13 protein-coding genes and 1 riboswitch are annotated in these 18,321 nt (G+C 64.9%); of the genes, 5 read left to right on the plus strand and 8 right to left on the minus strand.

The genetic code is table 11. From position 1 onward, the window contains the following. The first annotated feature begins 9 nt into the window (after window positions 1–9). Window positions 10–1,470, plus strand: a complete 1,461-nt coding sequence (locus AA098_RS12185) for a DUF3300 domain-containing protein (protein WP_064614265.1) — start codon at window positions 10–12, stop codon at window positions 1,468–1,470. Then, the gene (locus AA098_RS12190; protein WP_064614266.1) at window positions 1,467–2,360 is read left to right on the plus strand and encodes a DUF2950 domain-containing protein; all 894 of its coding nucleotides are present in this window, start codon (window positions 1,467–1,469) and stop codon (window positions 2,358–2,360) included. Before AA098_RS12185 ends, AA098_RS12190 begins: the two co-directional genes overlap by 4 nt. A 60-nt stretch (window positions 2,361–2,420) precedes the next feature. Here AA098_RS12190 and AA098_RS12195 read toward each other — a convergent pair whose 3' ends face one another. From AA098_RS12195 to AA098_RS12210, 4 genes are all read right to left on the minus strand, one after another. Further along, on the minus strand, window positions 2,421–3,377 hold the full coding sequence (locus AA098_RS12195) for a helix-turn-helix domain-containing protein (RefSeq protein WP_060545461.1): 957 nt from the start codon (window positions 3,375–3,377) through the stop codon (window positions 2,421–2,423). A 148-nt stretch (window positions 3,378–3,525) separates the two neighbouring features. Continuing rightward, the gene (locus AA098_RS12200; RefSeq protein ID WP_064614268.1) at window positions 3,526–5,610 is read right to left on the minus strand and encodes a hydantoinase/oxoprolinase family protein; all 2,085 of its coding nucleotides are present in this window, start codon (window positions 5,608–5,610) and stop codon (window positions 3,526–3,528) included. 13 nt (window positions 5,611–5,623) lie between these two features. Next, window positions 5,624–7,369 carry a hydantoinase B/oxoprolinase family protein gene (locus AA098_RS12205; protein ID WP_054889562.1) on the minus strand — a complete coding sequence of 582 codons (1,746 nt, stop codon included), beginning with the start codon at window positions 7,367–7,369 and terminating at the stop codon, window positions 5,624–5,626. A gap of 153 nt (window positions 7,370–7,522) precedes the next feature. Next, window positions 7,523–8,377: a LysR family transcriptional regulator gene (locus AA098_RS12210; RefSeq protein WP_003247901.1), complete on the minus strand. Its 855-nt coding sequence runs from the start codon at window positions 8,375–8,377 to the stop codon at window positions 7,523–7,525. Window positions 8,378–8,469: 92 nt separating this feature from the next. On the opposite strand from AA098_RS12210, the gene AA098_RS12215 reads away from it, so the two are divergent. Then, complete coding sequence (locus tag AA098_RS12215) at window positions 8,470–8,898, plus strand: multidrug/biocide efflux PACE transporter (protein ID WP_004577017.1); 429 nt, start codon at window positions 8,470–8,472, stop codon at window positions 8,896–8,898. Between the two features lie 755 nt (window positions 8,899–9,653). On the opposite strand, the gene AA098_RS12220 is transcribed toward AA098_RS12215, so the two are convergent. From AA098_RS12220 to AA098_RS29500, 4 genes are all read right to left on the minus strand, one after another. Next, a complete protein-coding gene (locus AA098_RS12220) occupies window positions 9,654–10,673 on the minus strand; it encodes a branched-chain amino acid aminotransferase (RefSeq protein WP_064614271.1) in 1,020 nt (339 codons plus the stop codon). Between the two features lie 136 nt (window positions 10,674–10,809). Continuing rightward, the gene (locus AA098_RS12225) at window positions 10,810–12,387 is read right to left on the minus strand and encodes an ATP-binding cassette domain-containing protein (RefSeq protein ID WP_014859998.1); all 1,578 of its coding nucleotides are present in this window, start codon (window positions 12,385–12,387) and stop codon (window positions 10,810–10,812) included. 171 nt (window positions 12,388–12,558) lie between these two features. Further along, window positions 12,559–12,921 carry a hypothetical protein gene (locus tag AA098_RS12230; protein ID WP_004577131.1) on the minus strand — a complete coding sequence of 121 codons (363 nt, stop codon included), beginning with the start codon at window positions 12,919–12,921 and terminating at the stop codon, window positions 12,559–12,561. After that, window positions 12,918–13,070, minus strand: coding sequence for a hypothetical protein (locus AA098_RS29500; protein ID WP_004577132.1), 153 nt, complete (start codon window positions 13,068–13,070; stop codon window positions 12,918–12,920). Before AA098_RS29500 ends, AA098_RS12230 begins: the two co-directional genes overlap by 4 nt. Window positions 13,071–13,170: 100 nt before the next feature. Next, window positions 13,171–13,388: riboswitch (cobalamin riboswitch) on the plus strand. Window positions 13,389–13,487: 99 nt separating this feature from the next. On the opposite strand from AA098_RS29500, the gene cobW reads away from it, so the two are divergent. Continuing rightward, window positions 13,488–14,555, plus strand: coding sequence for a cobalamin biosynthesis protein CobW (gene cobW, locus AA098_RS12235; RefSeq protein WP_003247913.1), 1,068 nt, complete (start codon window positions 13,488–13,490; stop codon window positions 14,553–14,555). Between the two features lie 3 nt (window positions 14,556–14,558). Beyond that, complete coding sequence (cobN, locus tag AA098_RS12240; protein WP_060538851.1) at window positions 14,559–18,320, plus strand: cobaltochelatase subunit CobN; 3,762 nt, start codon at window positions 14,559–14,561, stop codon at window positions 18,318–18,320. Window position 18,321: the final 1 nt, after the last annotated feature.

An 18,321-nucleotide genomic window follows, 5' to 3' on the forward strand; every position in this document is an offset into this window, starting at 1 on the left:
GGATAAGCGATGCGCATGCCATTGTTTGCTGTCCTGTCGGCACTGCTTTGCCTGAGCGCTGCCCCGGGCCTGGTGCTGGCCGAAGACGTGCCCGCGCCGGATCCGGCGCCATCCGCTGCCACGCCCGTGGCCAAGGACCCGGTGTTCTCCCAGGAGCAACTGGACCAGATGCTGGCCCCCATTGCCTTGTACCCTGATCAGTTGCTGGCTCAGGTGCTGATGGCGTCAACCTACCCGGGGCAGGTCAATGAAGCCGTGACCTGGTCCAAGGCCAACCCCAAGGCCACCGGCGACGATGCGGTCAGGCAAGTGGCCAAGCAGCCCTGGGACCCTAGCGTACAGGCACTGGTGGCCTTCCCGCAGGTGCTGGCAACGCTTGGCCAGGACCCGGTCTGGGTGCAGCGCCTGGGCGATGCTTTCCTCGCCCAGCCCGATGATGTCATGGGCAGCGTGCAGCGTTTGCGCCACCAGGCGCAGGCCGCCGGCAATCTGCAGAGCAGCCAGTACCAGAACGTAACCGTGCAGACCGCACCTGCGCCAGCCGCCAGCGGCAGTAGCACCCAAGGGGCAGCGGCCAGCAGCCCGCCCACCACCATCGTCATCGAGCCGGCCGACCCGCAAGTGGTGTATGTGCCCAGCTATAACCCGACCACCACCTATGGCACTTGGGCCTACCCGGCCTCGCCGCCGGTGTATTACCCGCCGCCGCCCATGTACTACCCCGGTTCCGCGCTGGTGGCCGGCCTGGCCTTCGGTACCGGCGTGGCAATTGTCGCCTCGCTGTGGGGCGATTGCGACTGGGACAACAATGACATCGACATTGACGTCAACCGCTACAACAACCTCAACGTCAACAACCGCATCACCAACAACCAGAACAAATGGCAGCACAATGCCGCCAACCGCGACGGTGTGCCATACCGCGACTCTCGCAGCCGTCAGCAGTACGGCCGCCAGCTGGACGGTGCCACTCAGCGCACCGCGTTCCGCGGCGACGACGCCCAACGGGCCCAGGCCCGAGACAAAGCCAGGGCATCGATGGACCGCGCAGGTATCGAACGGCCGGCTACCAGTAACCGTCAGGCCCGCGAGCAAATGCGCGAGGCCAAGGCAGGCAATCCCGACGGCAACCGCATGCCGTCCCGTGATGATGGCGCGCGGGCGACTGACCGTCGGCAGGAAACCCGCAATGACCAAGGCCGCCAGCAGAACGGCAACCTGGCCAATCAACGCCGGCAGGGCGACGGCCAGGTGCGGCAGCCGGCGCAGAGCCGTCCTGCCAATACGGCAGGCCGTGCCCGCAACAATGCCTTCGACGGTGTGCGCTCGCCGTCGCGCACCAGCGTGCAGGCCAACCGCGGCCATACCAGCCAGTCGTTCGCTCAGCGGCCAGGTGCGTCTCGTGCCGCCGGGCACCCGATCTCCCGGCCCAGTGCGCCCGCGCGTCGCGGCGCAGGAGGCCGTCGATGAAGCGCCCAACACTGGCTGCATTGCTGCTGACGGCAGGTTTGGCCTGGTCGTTCATGGCCGCTGCCCAGCAAACCTTCCCAACGCCGGAGAAGGCCGTGGAAGCCTTTGTTGCGGCGCTGGGCCAGGAAAAACCTGATGAAGCCCGCCTGGCCCAGTTGCTGGGCGATGACTGGCGCACCTACATACCGCGCGGTGGTGTGCAACGCAGCGATGTGGATACCTTTCTGGAGCAGTATCGCGCACAGCACAGCATCGACATGTCAGGCGAGGGCAAGGCCATCCTGGCGGTGGGCACCGGTCACTGGACCTTGCCCATACCGCTGACCAGAACCAGCCAGGGCTGGCGCTTCGACCTCAAGGCGGGCAGTGCCGAAATCCGCGCCCGTCGTATCGGGCGCAACGAGCTGGGTGTTCTGCAGTCGCTGCTGGCCTATCACGATGCGCAAATGGACTACGCCACCCAGGACCATAACGGCAATGGTGCGCTGGAGTACGCACAGAGGATTTTCAGCGAGCCGGGCAAGCATGACGGGCTGTATTGGGATGACGATGGCGACGGTGACGTCAGCCCGTTGGGTCCGCTGTTCGGCCAGGATGTGGTCGGTGACGCCTGGTATGGCTACCACTTCCGCATCCTGGATGCACAGGGCCCATCCGCCCCGGGCGGTGCCTACAGCTACCTGATCGGTAACCAGATGAGCCGTGGCTTCGCCATGGTCGCCTGGCCGGCCAAGTACGACGACACCGGGGTGATGAGCTTCATGATCAGCCATGACGGCCAAGTGTTCGAGAAAGACCTCGGGCCGCATGGCGACAGGCTGGCGAAGGAGATGAAACGCTTCGACCCGGACGACAGCTGGAAAGTGGTGGATGTGGCGGCGGGGGATTGAGCCCGCCAAGCCAACGCGACCGCGCCCCTTGTGAGCGCGGGCAATTTTCCGTTGTTGTGATCAGTGCGTACGCGTAGCCCGCACCTCGCTCGCCGTGCACCCATACTGCTGGCGGAACGCCCGGGTGAACTGCGCCTGATCGGCAAAGCCCCAGCGAAATGCCAGTTCGCCGATGGCCAGGTGGCAATGCGGGTCAAGCAGTTGCCGGTGCACGGCCTCCAGGCGTTGACGGCGTACCCACTCGCCAAGGGTGTAGGGCGTGATCGCGAACAACTTGTGCAGATAACGCAGCGACAGCCCACAGGCGCTGGCGATGGTTTGTGGCGACAGCTCGGGGTCACCCAGGTTTTGCTGCACGTACTGCTCGACCCGCGTCAGGTGCAGGGTGCTGAGGTTGCTGCCTTCGCTGCCCAGCACGCGCTCATCCTGTTGCAAGGCCAGCAGCAGGGTGGCGGAGGCCTGTTCCAGCAGTAGATGCCGGGCTGCCGGGGGGCTGGTGTCGAAATGGCGGGCACACAGGTCGAGTTGCTCGACGAAGATGCGCCCCAGGCCCTGACGGGCATCGAAGCAATGCCGGGTATAGCGCTTGTGCCCCAGCAGGTTGGCTTTGAGCGCACGCTCGGGCAGCTTGAGCACCCACAAGTCGTTCTGCGTGCCGTAGTGGAAGCGGTAGGGTGCATCGCCGCGCTCGACGATGAAACCGCCCGGGCTGCAACTGATCTGGTGGCCGTCCTGTTCAAAGTGCACCTCGCTGCCATGCGGCACGGTCACCAGGTAGAACGCTTCATGGTCCTGGCCGATGTGCGCGTTACTGCGCGAGTAACCCAGCTGGCTGGACCGCAGGCGCGACAGGCTCAGTGGCGTGCTCGGCGTACTCCAGCGCTGCAGGTGGCCATCGAACGGCTGTCCGGCAGCAAATTCAAGGCTCAATGGGAAATAGGTGTCACTGATGGCTTCGGCCCAGCGTGCCTGGCGTTCAGGCTGTGGCCAGCCGTGGGTCGAGAGTTCTGTGGGCATGGTGGGTCCTTTTTCAAAGAGGGCAGCATTGAAAAAAGGAACTGCAGGCAAGCTACTCAAGCAGCTCTTGTTATTGTAAAAACCGCCCGGCAGCGCAAAACTGCCGGGCGGTTGTCAGGCCCATGATCGGCGCGCGCCGACCGCAAGATCAACCCCCGCGTGTCACTCGGTAGGTGGCCGAAGGCTCCAGGCGAGCTTGCCAGCCGGGTGGCAGGACAATGTTGGTGGTGTCTTCCTCGATCACACAGGGGCCATGCACGGTCTGCCCTGGCAACAGGTGGTTACCGTTGAACACCGGTGTGGGCTGCCATTCACCGTCGGCACTGAACAGCATCGGGCGGACGGATTGCGCGGTGGGGGCGGGGGGCTCGGCCGGTCCCTGCAGCTCGGGTTGCGGCGGGCGTGGCAGGTGGCCGATCACCGAGCACTCCAGGTTCACCAGCTCCACCGGGCTGTCGGGTTCGCTGTACGAGTACAGGGTCTGGTGGCGGCTGTGGAAGCGGCTGACCAGCGCGGCCAGCCCTGCCTCGTCCAGGCTGTGCTGCTGCAGGTCCACACTGCACTCATGAATTTGCCCCAGGTAGCGCATCTCCAAGGTGTAGTGGCAGCTGCTGGCCTGGTCGCCAAAGCCGTCTTCGCGCAGGTTGGCCAGCCCTTGCTGACGCAGTTCGGCGAGGGCCTGGTTGAGTTGCGCCAGGTCGACGTGCCCGGCGTCCAGGCGCATTGACAGGCTGGTGAGCTGGTCGTAGCGCACGTCGGACAGGATCTGGCCGAACGCACACAAGCCCGAGGCCACCTTGGGGATCAGCACGGTGTGCATGCCGATTTCTTCGGCCAGGCGCACCACGTGCATGCCCGCCGCACCGCCTGCGCCGATCAGGGCGAAGTCGCGCGGGTCGTGACCGCGCTCGATCGATACGCGGCGGATGCCGTTGACCATGTTCAGGTTGACCAGGGTGGTGATGCCGAATGCCGCGCGTTCCACACTGATGCCCAACGGTTCGGCGATCGTGCTCCGGATGGCGTCCAGCGCGGCCTGGCGGTTCAGGCGGATACTGCCGCCCAGCAGTGCGCCGTCGGGCAGGTAGCCAAGTGCCAGGTTGGCGTCGGTGACCGTGGGTTCGCGGCCACCCTTGCCGTAGCACACCGGCCCAGGCATGGCGCCGGCGCTGCGCGGTCCGACCTGGAGCATGCCAAACTCGTCCAGGTGGGCGATGGAGCCACCGCCGGCACCCAGGGTCTCCACCTGGATCATCGGCACGCCGATGCGCTGGCGCAGGAAGTCCACGTCCTTGCTGAAGTTGGTGCGTCCGCCATTGGTCAGGGTGATGTCGAACGAGGTGCCGCCCATGTCCACGGTGATGACGTTGTCGATCCCGAACGGCCTCGCTACCGCCAGCCCGGCTTGTGGCGCTGAGGCCGGACCGGAGTTGATCGCGTTGACGGCGCGCTCACGCATCAGGTGCCCGGGCGCCAACCCGCCATTGGACTGGAAGTAGCGTACTGGCTGCTGTGCGCCAAGTGCCTGAAACAGGCTGTCGATGCGCGCCACGTAACGTGCCATTACCGGGCTGAGGTAGGCGTTGACCACGGTGGTGGAGGTGCGGGTGTATTCGCGAATCTGCGGGAACACCTCGCAGCCGGTGCAGACGAACACCTCGGGCAGGGCAGCCCGTACCAGTTCGGCGGCCCGTTGTTCGTGGCTAGGGTTGCGCACCGACCACAGGAAGGAAATGGCCACGGCCTGCACGCCTTCGGCACGGAAGTAGTCGATGGCGGCATGGATGGCGGCTTCGTCCAGCGGGCTGTGCTCACGGCCATCGCCAAGGATTCGGCCACCGATCGGGCGGCGCAGGTGGCGTGGGGCAAGCATGTGTGCCGGCGGGTAGTGGGCGTCGTAGCGGTGGCCCTCTTCCTTGTGGCCCAGGCGGATTTCCAGGCTGTCCTCGTGCCCCTCGGTGCACAGCAGGCCCACCTTGACCCCGGTGCGCTCGATCAGCGCGTTGAGGGCCACGGTGGTGCCGTTGATGCACAGGTCACAGTTGGCGATCAGTTCGGCCGGGCTGCGCCCGGTGGCGTCAGCAATCTGTGCCAGGCCAGCGCGAATGGCCAAGGTGCCGTCCTGCGGCGTGGAGGGGGCCTTGAACAGCTGCACGCCGCCGTCGCGATCGGCCAGGATGAAATCGGTGAAAGTGCCGCCGGCGTCTACGCCCAGGCGATATTGGTTACGCATGCGTGTTCTCCGGTTAGCGCGGGGCGCGGGCAAGGTGGGTGGCTGTTTCGTCCAATTGGCCATCGGCATCGAGGACCACGCCATATTCCAGGGCTGCGCCTTGTGGCGAGACCAGGCCGTTGCGCACGTCCTCCAGTACTGCTGCGACCCGACGGCGCAGTGGGTCGCCGTAGCCACCACCCCCTGGGTTGATGTTGATGATGCGTTCGCCGGGCTGCAGGGTGAGCATGGGGTTCTGCGTGTAGTGGTCTTCGCGGCCATCGGCATGGCGATGGATCAGCCGGCCCAGTTTGGGCTCGAGCAGGGCATTGCGAGCCCCGGCGGCACCAGCGGTGGGCAACTGGCGGCCCTCGCCGAAGCCGACCACGGTCATGGCGTGGTCCAGGGGCTCGATCTCCAGGCGGGTGCCCGAACCCCCGCGTAACTCACCGGCGCCACCACTGTCGGCCATCAGGCTGTAGCGGTGGATCAGCACCGGATAAGCGTGTTCGAGCAGCTCGATATCACCGCTCATCAGCGCCCCGAAGCAGCACAGCGGGCCGCAGGCGTGCCAGCCATCCATCACCTTGTTGGCACCGGCACCGGAAATGATCGAGGCCAGCACCATCGTCACGTACTCGCTATTGCCGTTGCGCGGGTCGCGGCCGGCAATGTTGATGCCGCTGGTATGCCCCCAGGAGGCCGTTACCCGCTGTGGCGAGGCCTGTTCCAGTGCCGTGCGCACGGCATCGGCGAGGGTTTCCATCGGCGTGGTGGTGCAATTGACGTGGGGCGCGGGTTCCTCGGCATTGCACAGCGTACCCCTGGGGCCGACATCGACCGTTACGCAGCGATACAGGCCTTCGTTGTAAGGCGGCGCCACCTGGGCGAACATCATCAGCCCCAGGTAAACCCCGGATACCGAGTTGCCCTCATAGGAATTGATGAAGTACGGCACCTGCGGCGGGCTTTCGATGCGCACATGGGCCTGGTCGCCACGGATCTGCACATGGGCGGTGATGGCCAGTTCGCCCAGGCCGTGGCCGGCATCTTCGAGCACGGCGGTGCCGCTGTAGTCACCATCCGGCACATCGCGCAACAGCGCCCGCATGTGTCGGTCGGCCATGTTCTTCAGTTCGGCGATGCAGGCACGCACCTGTGCCACGCCGTACTTGTCCAGCAGCTCCAGCAGGTGCCGCTCGCCGACCTTGCAGGCACCATACTGGGCATTGAGGTCGCCTTCCTGATAAGGGCGGGCGCGCATGTTGGTGAGCATGAAGTTGATCACGTCCTCACGACGCTTGCCCTTTTCCCACAGCTTGACCGGTGGAATGCGCAGGCCCTCGGCATAGATCTCCTTGGCATCGGGGTTGTAGCCCGCCGGCACCGGGCCGCCGATGTCGGTCAGGTGGCCCTTGCAGACGGTCCAGAACACCAGCTCGCCCTGGTAATACACCGGTTTGTACATGCAGCAGTCGAGAATATGGCTGCCCTTGTAGGCGGGGTCGTTGTGGTAGATCACGTCGCCTTCGGCGATGTCGTCGCCGAAGAACTCGGCCACGCATTTCATGGCCGGTATCAGCGAGCCCAGGTGGATGGGAATGTCCTGGCCCTGCAGGATCATTTCCGGCAAGTGGTCGAACAGCGAGTTGGAATAGTCGTGTGCCAGGTTGAACACACTGGAGCGCCCGGTCTTTTCCAGGGTCAGGGTCATTTCGCGTTGCGCTGTCTCCAGCGCACCCCGGACAACCGCAAGGGTGATCGGATCTACTGTCTGCATAGGTCACCAACGTTTGTTCTTGTGCTTTTTGGGTGCGTGCCGCAGCGGGGCGGCGCGTGGTGACAGGCTAAGGGGCGGGGTGGGGGGAAGGCTTGTCGCTGGGTGTACCGGTTGTTGTGTCTGGGCGCACTTCAAGTTCGGGCAGGCGACAAACTATTGGCCCAACATCTGTCGCACCAGCCATTGCCCGGCCGGCCCCAAGGCACGCCGGCTCGACCAGGCCACATCCATATCCACCCGCCGGGGGTAACCCGCTATCTGCAACTCCACCAGCTCGTTGCCAAACCGTTTTACCAGCGCCCTGGGCAGCTCGGCCCAGCCAAACCCGCGCACGGCGAACTCCAGCAGGGTAAGGTAATCCGGTGCCGACCACGCTTGGCCACGGCCATGGTGCAGGCTGGGGGCATAGGTCTTGATATACAGCTGTCGTGCGTTCTCCAGATGCTGCGCCTTTACCTGCGCCAGGCTTGCTAGCGGATGCTCGCTGGCGACATACACGCCGAACTCTGCCTGCTCCGGCAAGCGCGCCACGGCCACGTCGGCGGGGTAGCCGGGCTGTGTGGCAAGGATGCCGACATGGGCCAGGCCCTGCTGGATCATCTCGATCACATCAGCGTCCTCCGCCGGGCCGCAGCGTAGCTCGGTATGGGGGTAGTGCTGGGCGAAACGAGTCATCACCGCCCCCTGGAACGTTACGCTGTAGCTGTCCGACATCACCACAGATACCAGCGCCTCGACATTTTGCGCCAGTCGCACTGCCAGCGCATCGAGCTGGGCGCTGGCATCGAGAATTGCTTCGACATGGCTCAGCACCTGCCTGCCCGCCTCATTGAGCGTGGGGTGGCGGCCATTGCGGTCAAACAGTGGGCAGCCGATATCGGCCTCGAAATTGGCGATGGCGATGCTGACAGTGGACTGGCTTTTGCGCAGCTTGCGCGCCGCCGCAGAAAACGAACCGAGTGAGGCGGCTTCGGTAAAGGCGACCAGAGCTTCGGGAGAGTAACGCATGGTATTGATAAAACCGATGGTAGCTATGTCGCGAGTATCAGTTCTATCAAAGAAAATGGGAAGCACGACTCCCGCAATGGATGGAATGTGCAATGAAAAACGTGTCTTTCACCGAACGCCTGGTCCACGCCGTTGGCTATGAAGTTTTTGCGGTACTGCTGTGTGCGCCGCTGCTGTCCTGGATCATGGGCAAGTCGTTGGCAACGGCGGGCGCGCTGGCGGTGACCCTGTCGGTGATCGCCATGCTGTGGAACATGGTCTACAACGCACTGGTTGATCGCTGGGTGCAAACCGAACGCATCAACTGGAAGGCCAGTACGCGTTTCGTGCACGGTCTTGGCTTCGAAGCCGGCCTGGTGGTGTGGTGCCTGCCGGTGGCGGCTTGGATGCTGGAGATTTCGCTGCTGCAGGCGTTCATGGTGGAGCTGGGCTTCTTCGTGATCATCCTGCCCTACACCGTGGTCTACAACTGGGCGTTCGACAAAGCCCGGCACCTGCTGGTGCAGCGGCACCTGGCATGATTCTGCCACCTGGCGCGGTTCACTGATCGGAGGTGGACACAGGTCGGTGGTTGGGCGCAGGCCGTCGTAGGAGCGGGTTCACCCGCGAAAGGGCCGGCCCTGCTGGCCAATTTCCACCCGCCGTTCACCGTCGCTGCCGCCACCGTATTCGCGGGTAAACCCGCTCCTACCACGGTGGTGGACACACCTCGTGGGTTGGACACAGGCCGTCGTAGGAGCGGGTTCACCCGCGAAAGGGCCGGGCCTGCTGGCCAATCTCTACACGCCGTTCACCGTCGCCGCCGCCACCGTATTCGCGGGTAAACCCGCTCCTACCATGGGGGGCACAGGTCGGTGGTTGGGCGCAGGCCGCCGTAGGAGCGGGTTCACCCGCGAAAGGGCCGGGCCTGCTGGCCAATCTCCACCCGCCGTTCACCGTCGCTGCCGCCACCGTATTCGCGGGTAAACCCGCTCCTACCATGGGGGGGCACAGGTCGGTGGTTGGGCGCAGGCCGTCGTAGGAGCGGGTTCACCCGCGAAAGGGCCGGCCCTGCTGGTCAATTTCCACCCGCCGTTCACCGTCGCCGCCACCACCGTATTCGCGGGTAAACCCGCTCCTACCACGGTGGTGGACACATGTGGGGGATGGGCGCAGCCGGTGTCATGCCCCGCGTCGCCTGCTTTGCGGGTACAACCGCTCAAGGTGGCCGTATAAACCCATGAAAAACGGGGCATGCCATCGCTGGCATGCCCCGTTTTCATACAGCTGATGCGCCTCAGGCGACCTTGACGATCCAGCCTGCCGGTGCCTCTACATCGCCGCTCTGGATACCGGTCAGCTCGTTGTAGAGCTTCTGGGTAACCGGGCCGACCTTCTCCACGTCGTGGAACACGTGCAGCTTACCGTTGTACTCGATGCCGCCGATCGGGGTGATCACGGCTGCGGTGCCGCAGGCACCGGCTTCGACGAAGCGGTCCAGCTTGCTGATCTCGACATCGCCTTCGATCACGGTCAGGCCCAGACGCGATTGCGCCAGTTCCATCAGCGAGAGGCGGGTGATGCCTGGCAGTACCGAGGCCGATTTCGGGGTGACGAACTCGTTGTTGGCGGTGATGCCGAAGAAGTTGGCCGAACCGACTTCCTCGATCTTGGTGTGGGTCAGCGGGTCGAGGTAGATGGCGTCGGCGAAGTTGGCCTTCTTCGCTTCAGCACCCGGCTGCAGGCTGGCAGCGTAGTTGCCACCGACCTTGGCCGCACCGGTGCCCTGCGGGGCAGCACGGTCGAAGCTGGAAATCTGGAAGTTGTGCGGCTTCATGCCGCCCTTGAAGTACGAACCAACCGGGATGGCGAACACCGAGAAGATGAACTCGGGGGCGGTGCGCACGCCAATGTTGTCGCCGGTGCCGATCACGAACGGGCGCAGGTACAGGGCGCCTTTGCCGTGCGGTGGCACGAACTTTTCATTCGCCTTGACCACTTGCTTGCACGCTTCGATGAACACATCGGTCGGCACGTGCGGCATCAGCAGGCGTGCGCAGCTGCGCTGCATGCGGGCCGCATTCTGGTCCGGGCGGAACAGGTTGATCGAGCCGTCCTTGCAACGGTAGGCCTTCAGGCCTTCGAAGCACTGCTGGCCGTAGTGCAGGGCCGTGGAGCCTTCACTGATGTGCAGTACGTTGTCTTCGGTCAGGGTGCCCTTGTCCCACTCGCCATTGCGCCATACGGACAGGTAGCGTTTGTCGGTCTTGATGTAGTCGAAACCCAGCTTGTCCCAATTAATGCTTTCGTTGCTCATGACACCCTCATTGTCTTGCAAGTGCCCGATCGCTCGGGCTGCTGTTATATGCGCACCATGCCACCTTAAACCATCCTTGGCGGATCGGGAACGGCCAGTCACGAATTGATAGGCTGCGATGCTTTTTTTTCGGTGTCTACAACAGCAAGTACTCATCCAGCGCCAGGTTTTCCAGCAATACCGCATCATGGGACGCCACTATCAGCGCCCCGCGAAACTGCCCAAGCATACCTTCCAGGGCTGTCAGCGATGGCAGGTCCAGGTGGTTGCCGGGTTCGTCCAGCAGCAACAGATCGAGCGGCCGTTCGCGGTACAGCACGGCGGCCAGCGCCGCCTTCATACGCTCGCCGCCGCTCAGTAGGCTACTGGGCAGTTCGATACGGGCTGCATCCAGGCCCAGTTGCGCCAGGCGGCTGCGCAATTTTCCCTGGGCCAGCGTCGGGTTGGCTTGGCGCAGGTGTTCGAGCACGCTGCGGTTGCCTGCCAGTGTGCTGCAGTGCTGGTCGAGTAGGGCGGTCTCGCCACTGAGGCGCACATTGTCGGGCGATGCTGGCAATTCCCCATTCAGCAGCCTGAGCAGGGTGGACTTGCCACTGCCATTGGCGCCGATCAGCCCTACGCGCTGGCCCAGGCACAAGCGCAGGTCAAGCGCTTTGCGGGTGCCATGGGGCAAGCAAAGTGCCTGCAAGGCCAAGACCTCTCGGCCCGGATGACGCTGAGGAGTGGGCGCGTGCAAGGTAATAGCGCTGTCTTGCTCCACCTCGCGGGCGGCGTCACGCACTTTGCCCAGTAGCGTTTGCCGAGCATCGCGATGGTCGCGGCGCTGCTTGCCAGCAGTGGCCTGGCTGCGCTCCTGCTTGCGGTCGACCAGGATTTTGGCCTGGTTGGCGTGCTTGGCTTGGCGCCCGGCCCGGGCTTGATGGCGCTCCAGGTCTTCGCGTTGGCGCTGCAGTTCACGGGCCTGGCGTTGCTGCTCCTGCTTCAGCCGGGCAAGTTGCTGCTGCGCCTGCGCCGTCTGGTTGGCTTTTTGCGCACTATAGAGGCTGTAGTTGCCACCGTAGGCCTGCAAGCCCAGGCTGGATAATTCGACAATGCGTGCCATGTGCGCCAGCAGGCTGCGGTCGTGGCTAATCACCAGCAAGCCACGGTCCCAGGCTTCGATCATGCTCAGCAGCTGGGCACGGGCGTTGCTGTCCAGGTGATTGCTTGGCTCATCGAGGATCAGGTAATCGGCATCGCTGAGCCACGCGCCAATCAGTGCCACGCGCATGGCTTGGCCACCGCTCAGGGTCCGTGCGGGCTGGCGCCAGTCGAGTTGACCCAGCCCGTGGCCCTCAAGCTGCAGCTGCAATTGCTCGCGGATATCCCAGCGCTCGCCAACGGTGTCGAAATCCTGGGGCTTGATGCTGCCTTGCTCGATGCGCTCCAGCGCCGCAATCACCGGCCCCACTTGGGCCAGGTCGGCCAGCGTGGCGCTGCGCGCGATGACTTGCTGGTCCAGCAAATGGACAGGCCCGAGGCGCCGACAATGGCCGCTGCTCGGTTCACGCCGGCCGGCAAGAATCTGCCCTAGCAGGCTTTTGCCCACGCCATTGCGCCCGACCAGGCCGGTGCGGCGTTGGTCGAAGGTTTCGTTGAGGTTGCTAAACAGCGGCCTGCCATCAGGCAAGGCCAAGGAGACGCTGTCCAGCGTCAGAATCGACGTGTTCGTCATGCACAACTCCACAAATGCCGCGACATCTCCGGAACGAACCGGAGGCTGAAGACTGGCCGTCGAACGGACGGCGGCATCAATGGCGCATTGGACGAACACCTCGTCATTTAGAGAATGCGTAGCCTAACGGACCGTCTGGGGCCGGGTAAAGCACCGGCTGCCGGTTGGGGCTCAGCGCTGCGTCTGCAAGCGCTTGGCCCAGTCTCCGCCGTGGCCGTGCGCGCAGGCTTCTTCACTGTCGAATCGTACATGCCAGGCCGGATGGTCCAGCTCAATGCCGGCTTGCTCCAGCGCCAGAGCGGTAAGTGCCAGCATGCGCGCCTTCGCATCACCGACCACGGCCGCTGCCTTGTCGGCCTCTTGCTCGAATACCCAGGTAATACGCAGGCTGCTCGGAAAGTCCTCCGGGTTGAGGCGATGGGTTAGCCAACAGAAGCCGACAATCTCCGCCTTGGCGGTTTCGCAGGCATCGGTCAGGCATGCCACCAACTCCCGCTCCAGGCGGCCTATTTCGCGTTTGCCCAGTGCCTTCATGGGTTGGCCTCGTCATCGATCTGCTGGCAAAAGCGCAGGTGGTTGTCTAACGGGGCCTGCCCCTGCACCTGCAGACAATCCAGGTAGAAAGCCTTGGCCTTGTCGGCCGAGAACATACGCAGTACCGGTAGGGCGGGGGCGAGGGGCATGGGGCGTCCTTGTCCGTTGAAAAGGTGCCACTGTAGCGCAGTTGCTCCCCTTATGGTCGACCAGCCGGCAGCAATGGTTGACCACCCGCCAGCCACTGCGTAGCCTTGCCCACTTCGAGGTTCTTCGGCCTGGCCGAAGCTAAGACGGGAACGCGGTACAAGCCGCGGCTGCCCCCGCAACTGTAAGCACCGACAACGGATCGACACAGCCACTGCGCCAGCGCGCGGGAAGGCGTCATCCCGCCAGCCCGCTGTTCGACTGAACGGGGACATGGAACGGTGCAAGCCAGGAGACCTGCCTCGTCACGTTTTCGACTTTCAACCGGGCGGGGTGATCCGGTGGCGAACAAGCCCGGCCGGCCTGGCCTGCGGCTGTCGTCCTGCATGCCCGCGCCACACTGCCAAGGGCAATGCGACATGAAAACACTGGCCAAGCTCCCCGTCACCATCGTCACCGGCTTCCTCGGATCGGGCAAGACCACCTTGCTGCGCCACATGCTCGACAACGCCCAGGGGCGCCGCATTGCGGTCATCGTCAACGAGTTCGGTGAACTGGGCATCGATGGCGAGATCCTCAAGCAGTGCAGCATCGGGTGCACCGAAGAAGAAGCCAGCGGCCGCGTCTACGAGCTGGCCAACGGCTGCCTGTGCTGCACCGTGCAGGAAGAATTCTTCCCGGTGATGCGCGAGCTGGTGGCCCGCCGTGGCGACCTCGACCACATCCTCATCGAAACCAGCGGCCTGGCCCTGCCCAAGCCATTGGTACAAGCGTTCCAGTGGCCGGAAATCCGTAACGCCTGCACCGTCGATGCGGTCATCACCGTGGTCGACAGCCCGGCCGTGGCCGCCGGCACCTTTGCTGCCTACCCGGACCAGGTCGATGCCCAGCGCAAGCTCGATCCTAACCTGGACCATGAATCGCCCCTGCATGAGCTGTTTGCTGACCAGTTGGCCAGCGCCGACCTGGTGGTGTTGAACAAGGCCGACCTGATCGACGCCGAAGGCCTGGCCAAGGTGCGTGCCGAGGTGGCCGAAGAACTGCCGCCGGCGGTGAAAGTGATCGAGGCCAGCAGCGGCAAGCTGCCACTGGAGGTGCTGCTGGGCGTGGGTGCCGAGTCCGAGGCGCATATCGATGGCCGCCGAACCCACCACGATTCGCACCACGACGGCGACGATCATGACGATCATGACCACGACGCTTTCGACTCCATCTCCATCGACCTGCCAGAAGCCGACGAAAGCCTGCTGCTCGATGCATTGACCCAGTTGGTGGTGGAGTTCGGTATCCTGCGCGCCAAAGGCTTCGCCGCCATCCCGGGCAAGCCGATGCGCCTGCTGGTACAAGGCGTGGGCACCCGTTTCGACAAGCACTTCGACCGCGCCTGGCGCGCCGATGAGCCGCGCATCACCCGCCTGGTGCTGATCGGCCAGGACCTCGATGCTGCCCAGCTGGAAGCGCGCCTGCGCCAGGCACTGGGCGCCTGACCCATGCACCTGCTGCGGACCCAGCCCGGTGGTTTTGTACCGGATGACAGCATTGCCGACCTCGGCCAGACACCCGCCGAGCTGGTGATTCTCTGCAGCGGCGATTCACACCTGGCCTTGCTCGCCGACACCGCCGAGCAATTGCCCGAAGACTTTCCCAGCCTGCGCCTGGCCAACCCGATGCAGGTCCAGAACCATGCCTCGGTCGACCTGTATGTCGACCAGGTGCTGCGCCACGCCAAGGTCATCCTGGTGTCGCTGCACGGTGGCGTTGGTTACTGGCGCTATGGTGTCGAACAACTGGTCGAGCTGGCCGCCCGTGGCGTGCAGCTGATTCTGGTGCCGGGCGATGACCGCCCGGACCCGGAGCTGACCCGCCTGGGCAACGTCCGCGGTGAGCAGGCCGAGCGGCTTTGGCATTACCTGCGCCAGGGCGGCAAGGCCAACGCCATCAACCTGTTCAACTGCCTGGCCAGCCAATGGCTGGGCCGCGACTATGCCTGGGACGAGCCGCAGCCTTTGCCGCGCACGGCGGTCTATCACCCCGCCAAGGGCAGCGCGACACTCGAGGACTGGTACCCGCACTGGCACCCCGAGCAGCCAGTGGCGCCGCTGCTGTTCTACCGTTCGCACCTGCAAGCGGCCAATACCGCCTTCATCGACGTGTTCTGCCAGCGCCTGCAGGCTGCCGGCCTGAACCCGTTGCCGATCGCCGTGGCCAGCCTCAAGGAAAGCGCCTGCCTGGAACAGGTCGAAGCCTGGCTGGACGAGGTCGGCGCCGAAGTGCTGGTCAATACCACCGGTTTCGCCTTGTCCAGCCCCGAGCGCCCCAACCTGCGCCCGTTTCGCCGCGACATCCCGGTGCTGCAGGCCATCTGTGCGCAGGACAACCAGCCTGGCTGGGAAGCCAGCGAGCAGGGCCTGGGCGCGCGCGACCTGGCCATGCACATTGCATTGCCGGAGCTGGACGGGCGCATCATCACGCGCCCGGTCAGCTTCAAGGACATGGCCTGGCGCAGCGAGCGCAGCCAGTCCGACGTTGTCTGCTACCGCGCCCACCCCGAGCGCATGGACTTTGTCGCCGAGCTGGCCCGCCGCTGGGTCGAGCTGGCCCGCCTGCCCAATGCCCAGAAGCGCGTGGCATTGGTGCTGGCCAACTACCCGACCCGGGATGGCCGCATTGGTAATGGCGTCGGCCTGGACACGCCCGCTGCCGCACTCAACATCCTCAAGGCGCTGCAGGCCGAAGGCTATCCGCTGGCCGAGTTGCCGGGCAGCGGTACGCAACTGATCCACCAGCTGCTCGGTGGCGTGACCAACGACCTCGACCATCTCGACCAGCGTCCCTGTGCCCAGAGCCTGAGCCTGGCCGATTACCAGGTGGCCTTCGAGCGCCTGCCGCAGGCCAACCGCCAGGCAGTACTGGAACGCTGGGGGCCACCCGAACAGGACCCGATGTTCCGCAGCGGCCGGCTGATGGTTGCCGGCCTGCGCTTTGGCTTGACCTTCGTCGGTATCCAGCCGGCGCGGGGCTACCAGGTCGACCCTAGCGCGGTGTATCACGACCCTGACCTGGTGCCACCGCATGGCTACCTGGCATTTCATTTCTGGCTGCGTCACGCATTTGCCGCCGATGCGGTGATCCACGTTGGCAAGCATGGCAACCTCGAATGGCTGCCGGGCAAAGGCGTCGGGCTGTCGGCGCAGTGCTGGCCGGACGCGCTGCTGGGTCCGCTGCCGAACATCTACCCGTTTATCGTCAATGACCCGGGCGAGGGTGCCCAGGCCAAGCGCCGCACCCAGGCGGTGATCATTGACCACCTGATGCCGCCGCTGACCCGTGCCGAAACCTATGGCCCGCTACGCCACCTGGAACAACTGGCCGACGAGTTCTATGAAGCGCAGTTGCTCGACCCTCGACGTGCCCGCGAGTTGCAGCGTGACATCCTCGAGCTGGTCAAGGCCAACCACATCGACCGTGAGTTGCAACTGGAAGGGCAACTGGACGATGCGGCGCTCTGGCTGCCGCGCCTGGATACCTACCTGTGCGACCTGAAGGAGTCGCAGATTCGCGATGGCCTGCACGTGTTTGGTCAGTCACCTGAAGGGCGGCTACGCCTGGATACGCTGCTGGCGTTGTTGCGGGTCGAGCGTGGCGACGGCCGTGGCGGTAATGCCAGCCTGCTGCGGGCTTTGGCCAACGCACTGATACCGGGCTGGGACCCGCTCGATTGCGACCTTGGGCAGCCGTGGCAGGGCATACGCCCTGAACAGCTGCAGGCCATGAGCAATGAACCTTGGCGCACCTGTGGCGACACCCGCGAGCGCCTTGAGCTGCTGGCACTTCAGGTGATCGGGCAGGCACTGGAGGGCACGGCACAGTTACCCGACCTGAGTGAGTGGCAACCGGTGCACGCTGTAGTGCAGGCCCTGTGTGAAGCGGTAGCCCCCAGCCTTGACGCCTGCGGCACGGCTGAAATGCATGGCCTGCTGGCGGCACTGGCCGGGCGCTTCGTGCCCGCCGGCCCCAGTGGTGCGCCTAGCCGAGGGCGCCTTGATGTGCTGCCCACTGGCCGCAACTTCTATACGGTGGACGTGCGCAACCTGCCCACCACCACAGCCTGGCGCCTGGGCTTCGCCTCGGCCAGCCTGATCCTCGAGCGCCATCTGCAGGACCACGGCGATCACTTGCGTCAGCTCGGCCTGTCGGTGTGGGGCACGGCGACCATGCGCACCGGCGGCGACGACATCGCGCAGGCCATGGCGCTGATGGGCGTGCGGCCTGTCTGGGCCACCGGCAGCCAGCGCGTCGACGACTTCGAAATCTTGCCGTTGAGCCTGCTCGACCGCCCGCGGGTGGATGTGACCTTGCGCGTTTCCGGCTTCTTCCGCGATGCCTTCGGTAACCTGATCCGCCTGTTCGACGCCGCCGTGCAGGCCGTGGCCGCGCTGGACGAACCTGACGACCTCAACCCCCTGGCTGCCCGCGTGCGCAGCGAGCGGGCCGCGCTGCAGGCTCAAGGCGTGGATGCCGAGCAGGCTGCACGTCAGGCTGGCTGGCGGGTGTTCGGTGCCAAACCCGGCGCATACGGTGCCGGGGTGCAGAACGCCATCGACGGGCGCTTGTGGCACAGCCGCGACGACCTGGCAGAGGTCTACCTCAACCATGGCGGCTATGCCTACGGCGGCAGCGACGACGGCACCCCGGCCCGCGCCCAGTTCGCCCAGCGCCTGGCCAAGGTGCAGGCGGTGCTGCAGAACCAGGACAACCACGAGCACGACCTGCTCGATTCCAACGATTACTACCAGTTCCAGGGCGGCATGCTGGCGGCCTCGGAAACCCTGTCCGGGGCGGTGGTGGCCAGCTACCATGGCGACCACAGCCAGGCCGACCGACCGCGCATCCGTACCCTCAAGGAAGAGCTGAACCGGGTGATCCGCGCGCGTGCGCTCAATCCCAAGTGGATCGACGGGGTCAAGCGTCACGGCTACAAGGGGGCCTTCGAGATGGCCGCGACAGTCGACAACCTGTTCGCCTTCGACGCCACCACGCACCTGATCGACGACCATCATTACCAGGGGCTGGCCGATGCCTATGTGCTCGACCCGGCAACCCGCGATTTCATGCGCGAGCACAACCCCGAGGCCCTGCGCGACCTCACCGAGCGCCTGCTGGAGGCCCAGCAGCGCGGCTTGTGGCAGGCGCCGGGCGACTACCGCGAAGCCCTTGAGGACCAACTGCTCGATGGCGAGGAACAGGCTTGAA

The sequence above is a fragment of the Pseudomonas sp. JY-Q genome (genome assembly GCF_001655295.1).
GTDB lineage: Bacteria > Pseudomonadota > Gammaproteobacteria > Pseudomonadales > Pseudomonadaceae > Aquipseudomonas > Aquipseudomonas alloputida.

Coding starts and splice junctions, on each gene's coding strand:
- AA098_RS12185 (WP_064614265.1), top strand. CDS start 10: ATGCGCATGCCATTGTTTGCTGTCCTGTCGGCACTGCTTTGCCTGAGC.
- AA098_RS12190 (WP_064614266.1), top strand. CDS start 1,467: ATGAAGCGCCCAACACTGGCTGCATTGCTGCTGACGGCAGGTTTGGCC.
- AA098_RS12195 (WP_060545461.1), bottom strand. CDS start 3,377: ATGCCCACAGAACTCTCGACCCACGGCTGGCCACAGCCTGAACGCCAG.
- AA098_RS12200 (WP_064614268.1), bottom strand. CDS start 5,610: ATGCGTAACCAATATCGCCTGGGCGTAGACGCCGGCGGCACTTTCACC.
- AA098_RS12205 (WP_054889562.1), bottom strand. CDS start 7,369: ATGCAGACAGTAGATCCGATCACCCTTGCGGTTGTCCGGGGTGCGCTG.
- AA098_RS12210 (WP_003247901.1), bottom strand. CDS start 8,377: ATGCGTTACTCTCCCGAAGCTCTGGTCGCCTTTACCGAAGCCGCCTCA.
- AA098_RS12215 (WP_004577017.1), top strand. CDS start 8,470: ATGAAAAACGTGTCTTTCACCGAACGCCTGGTCCACGCCGTTGGCTAT.
- AA098_RS12220 (WP_064614271.1), bottom strand. CDS start 10,673: ATGAGCAACGAAAGCATTAATTGGGACAAGCTGGGTTTCGACTACATC.
- AA098_RS12225 (WP_014859998.1), bottom strand. CDS start 12,387: ATGACGAACACGTCGATTCTGACGCTGGACAGCGTCTCCTTGGCCTTG.
- AA098_RS12230 (WP_004577131.1), bottom strand. CDS start 12,921: ATGAAGGCACTGGGCAAACGCGAAATAGGCCGCCTGGAGCGGGAGTTG.
- AA098_RS29500 (WP_004577132.1), bottom strand. CDS start 13,070: ATGCCCCTCGCCCCCGCCCTACCGGTACTGCGTATGTTCTCGGCCGAC.
- cobW (WP_003247913.1), top strand. CDS start 13,488: ATGAAAACACTGGCCAAGCTCCCCGTCACCATCGTCACCGGCTTCCTC.
- cobN (WP_060538851.1), top strand. CDS start 14,559: ATGCACCTGCTGCGGACCCAGCCCGGTGGTTTTGTACCGGATGACAGC.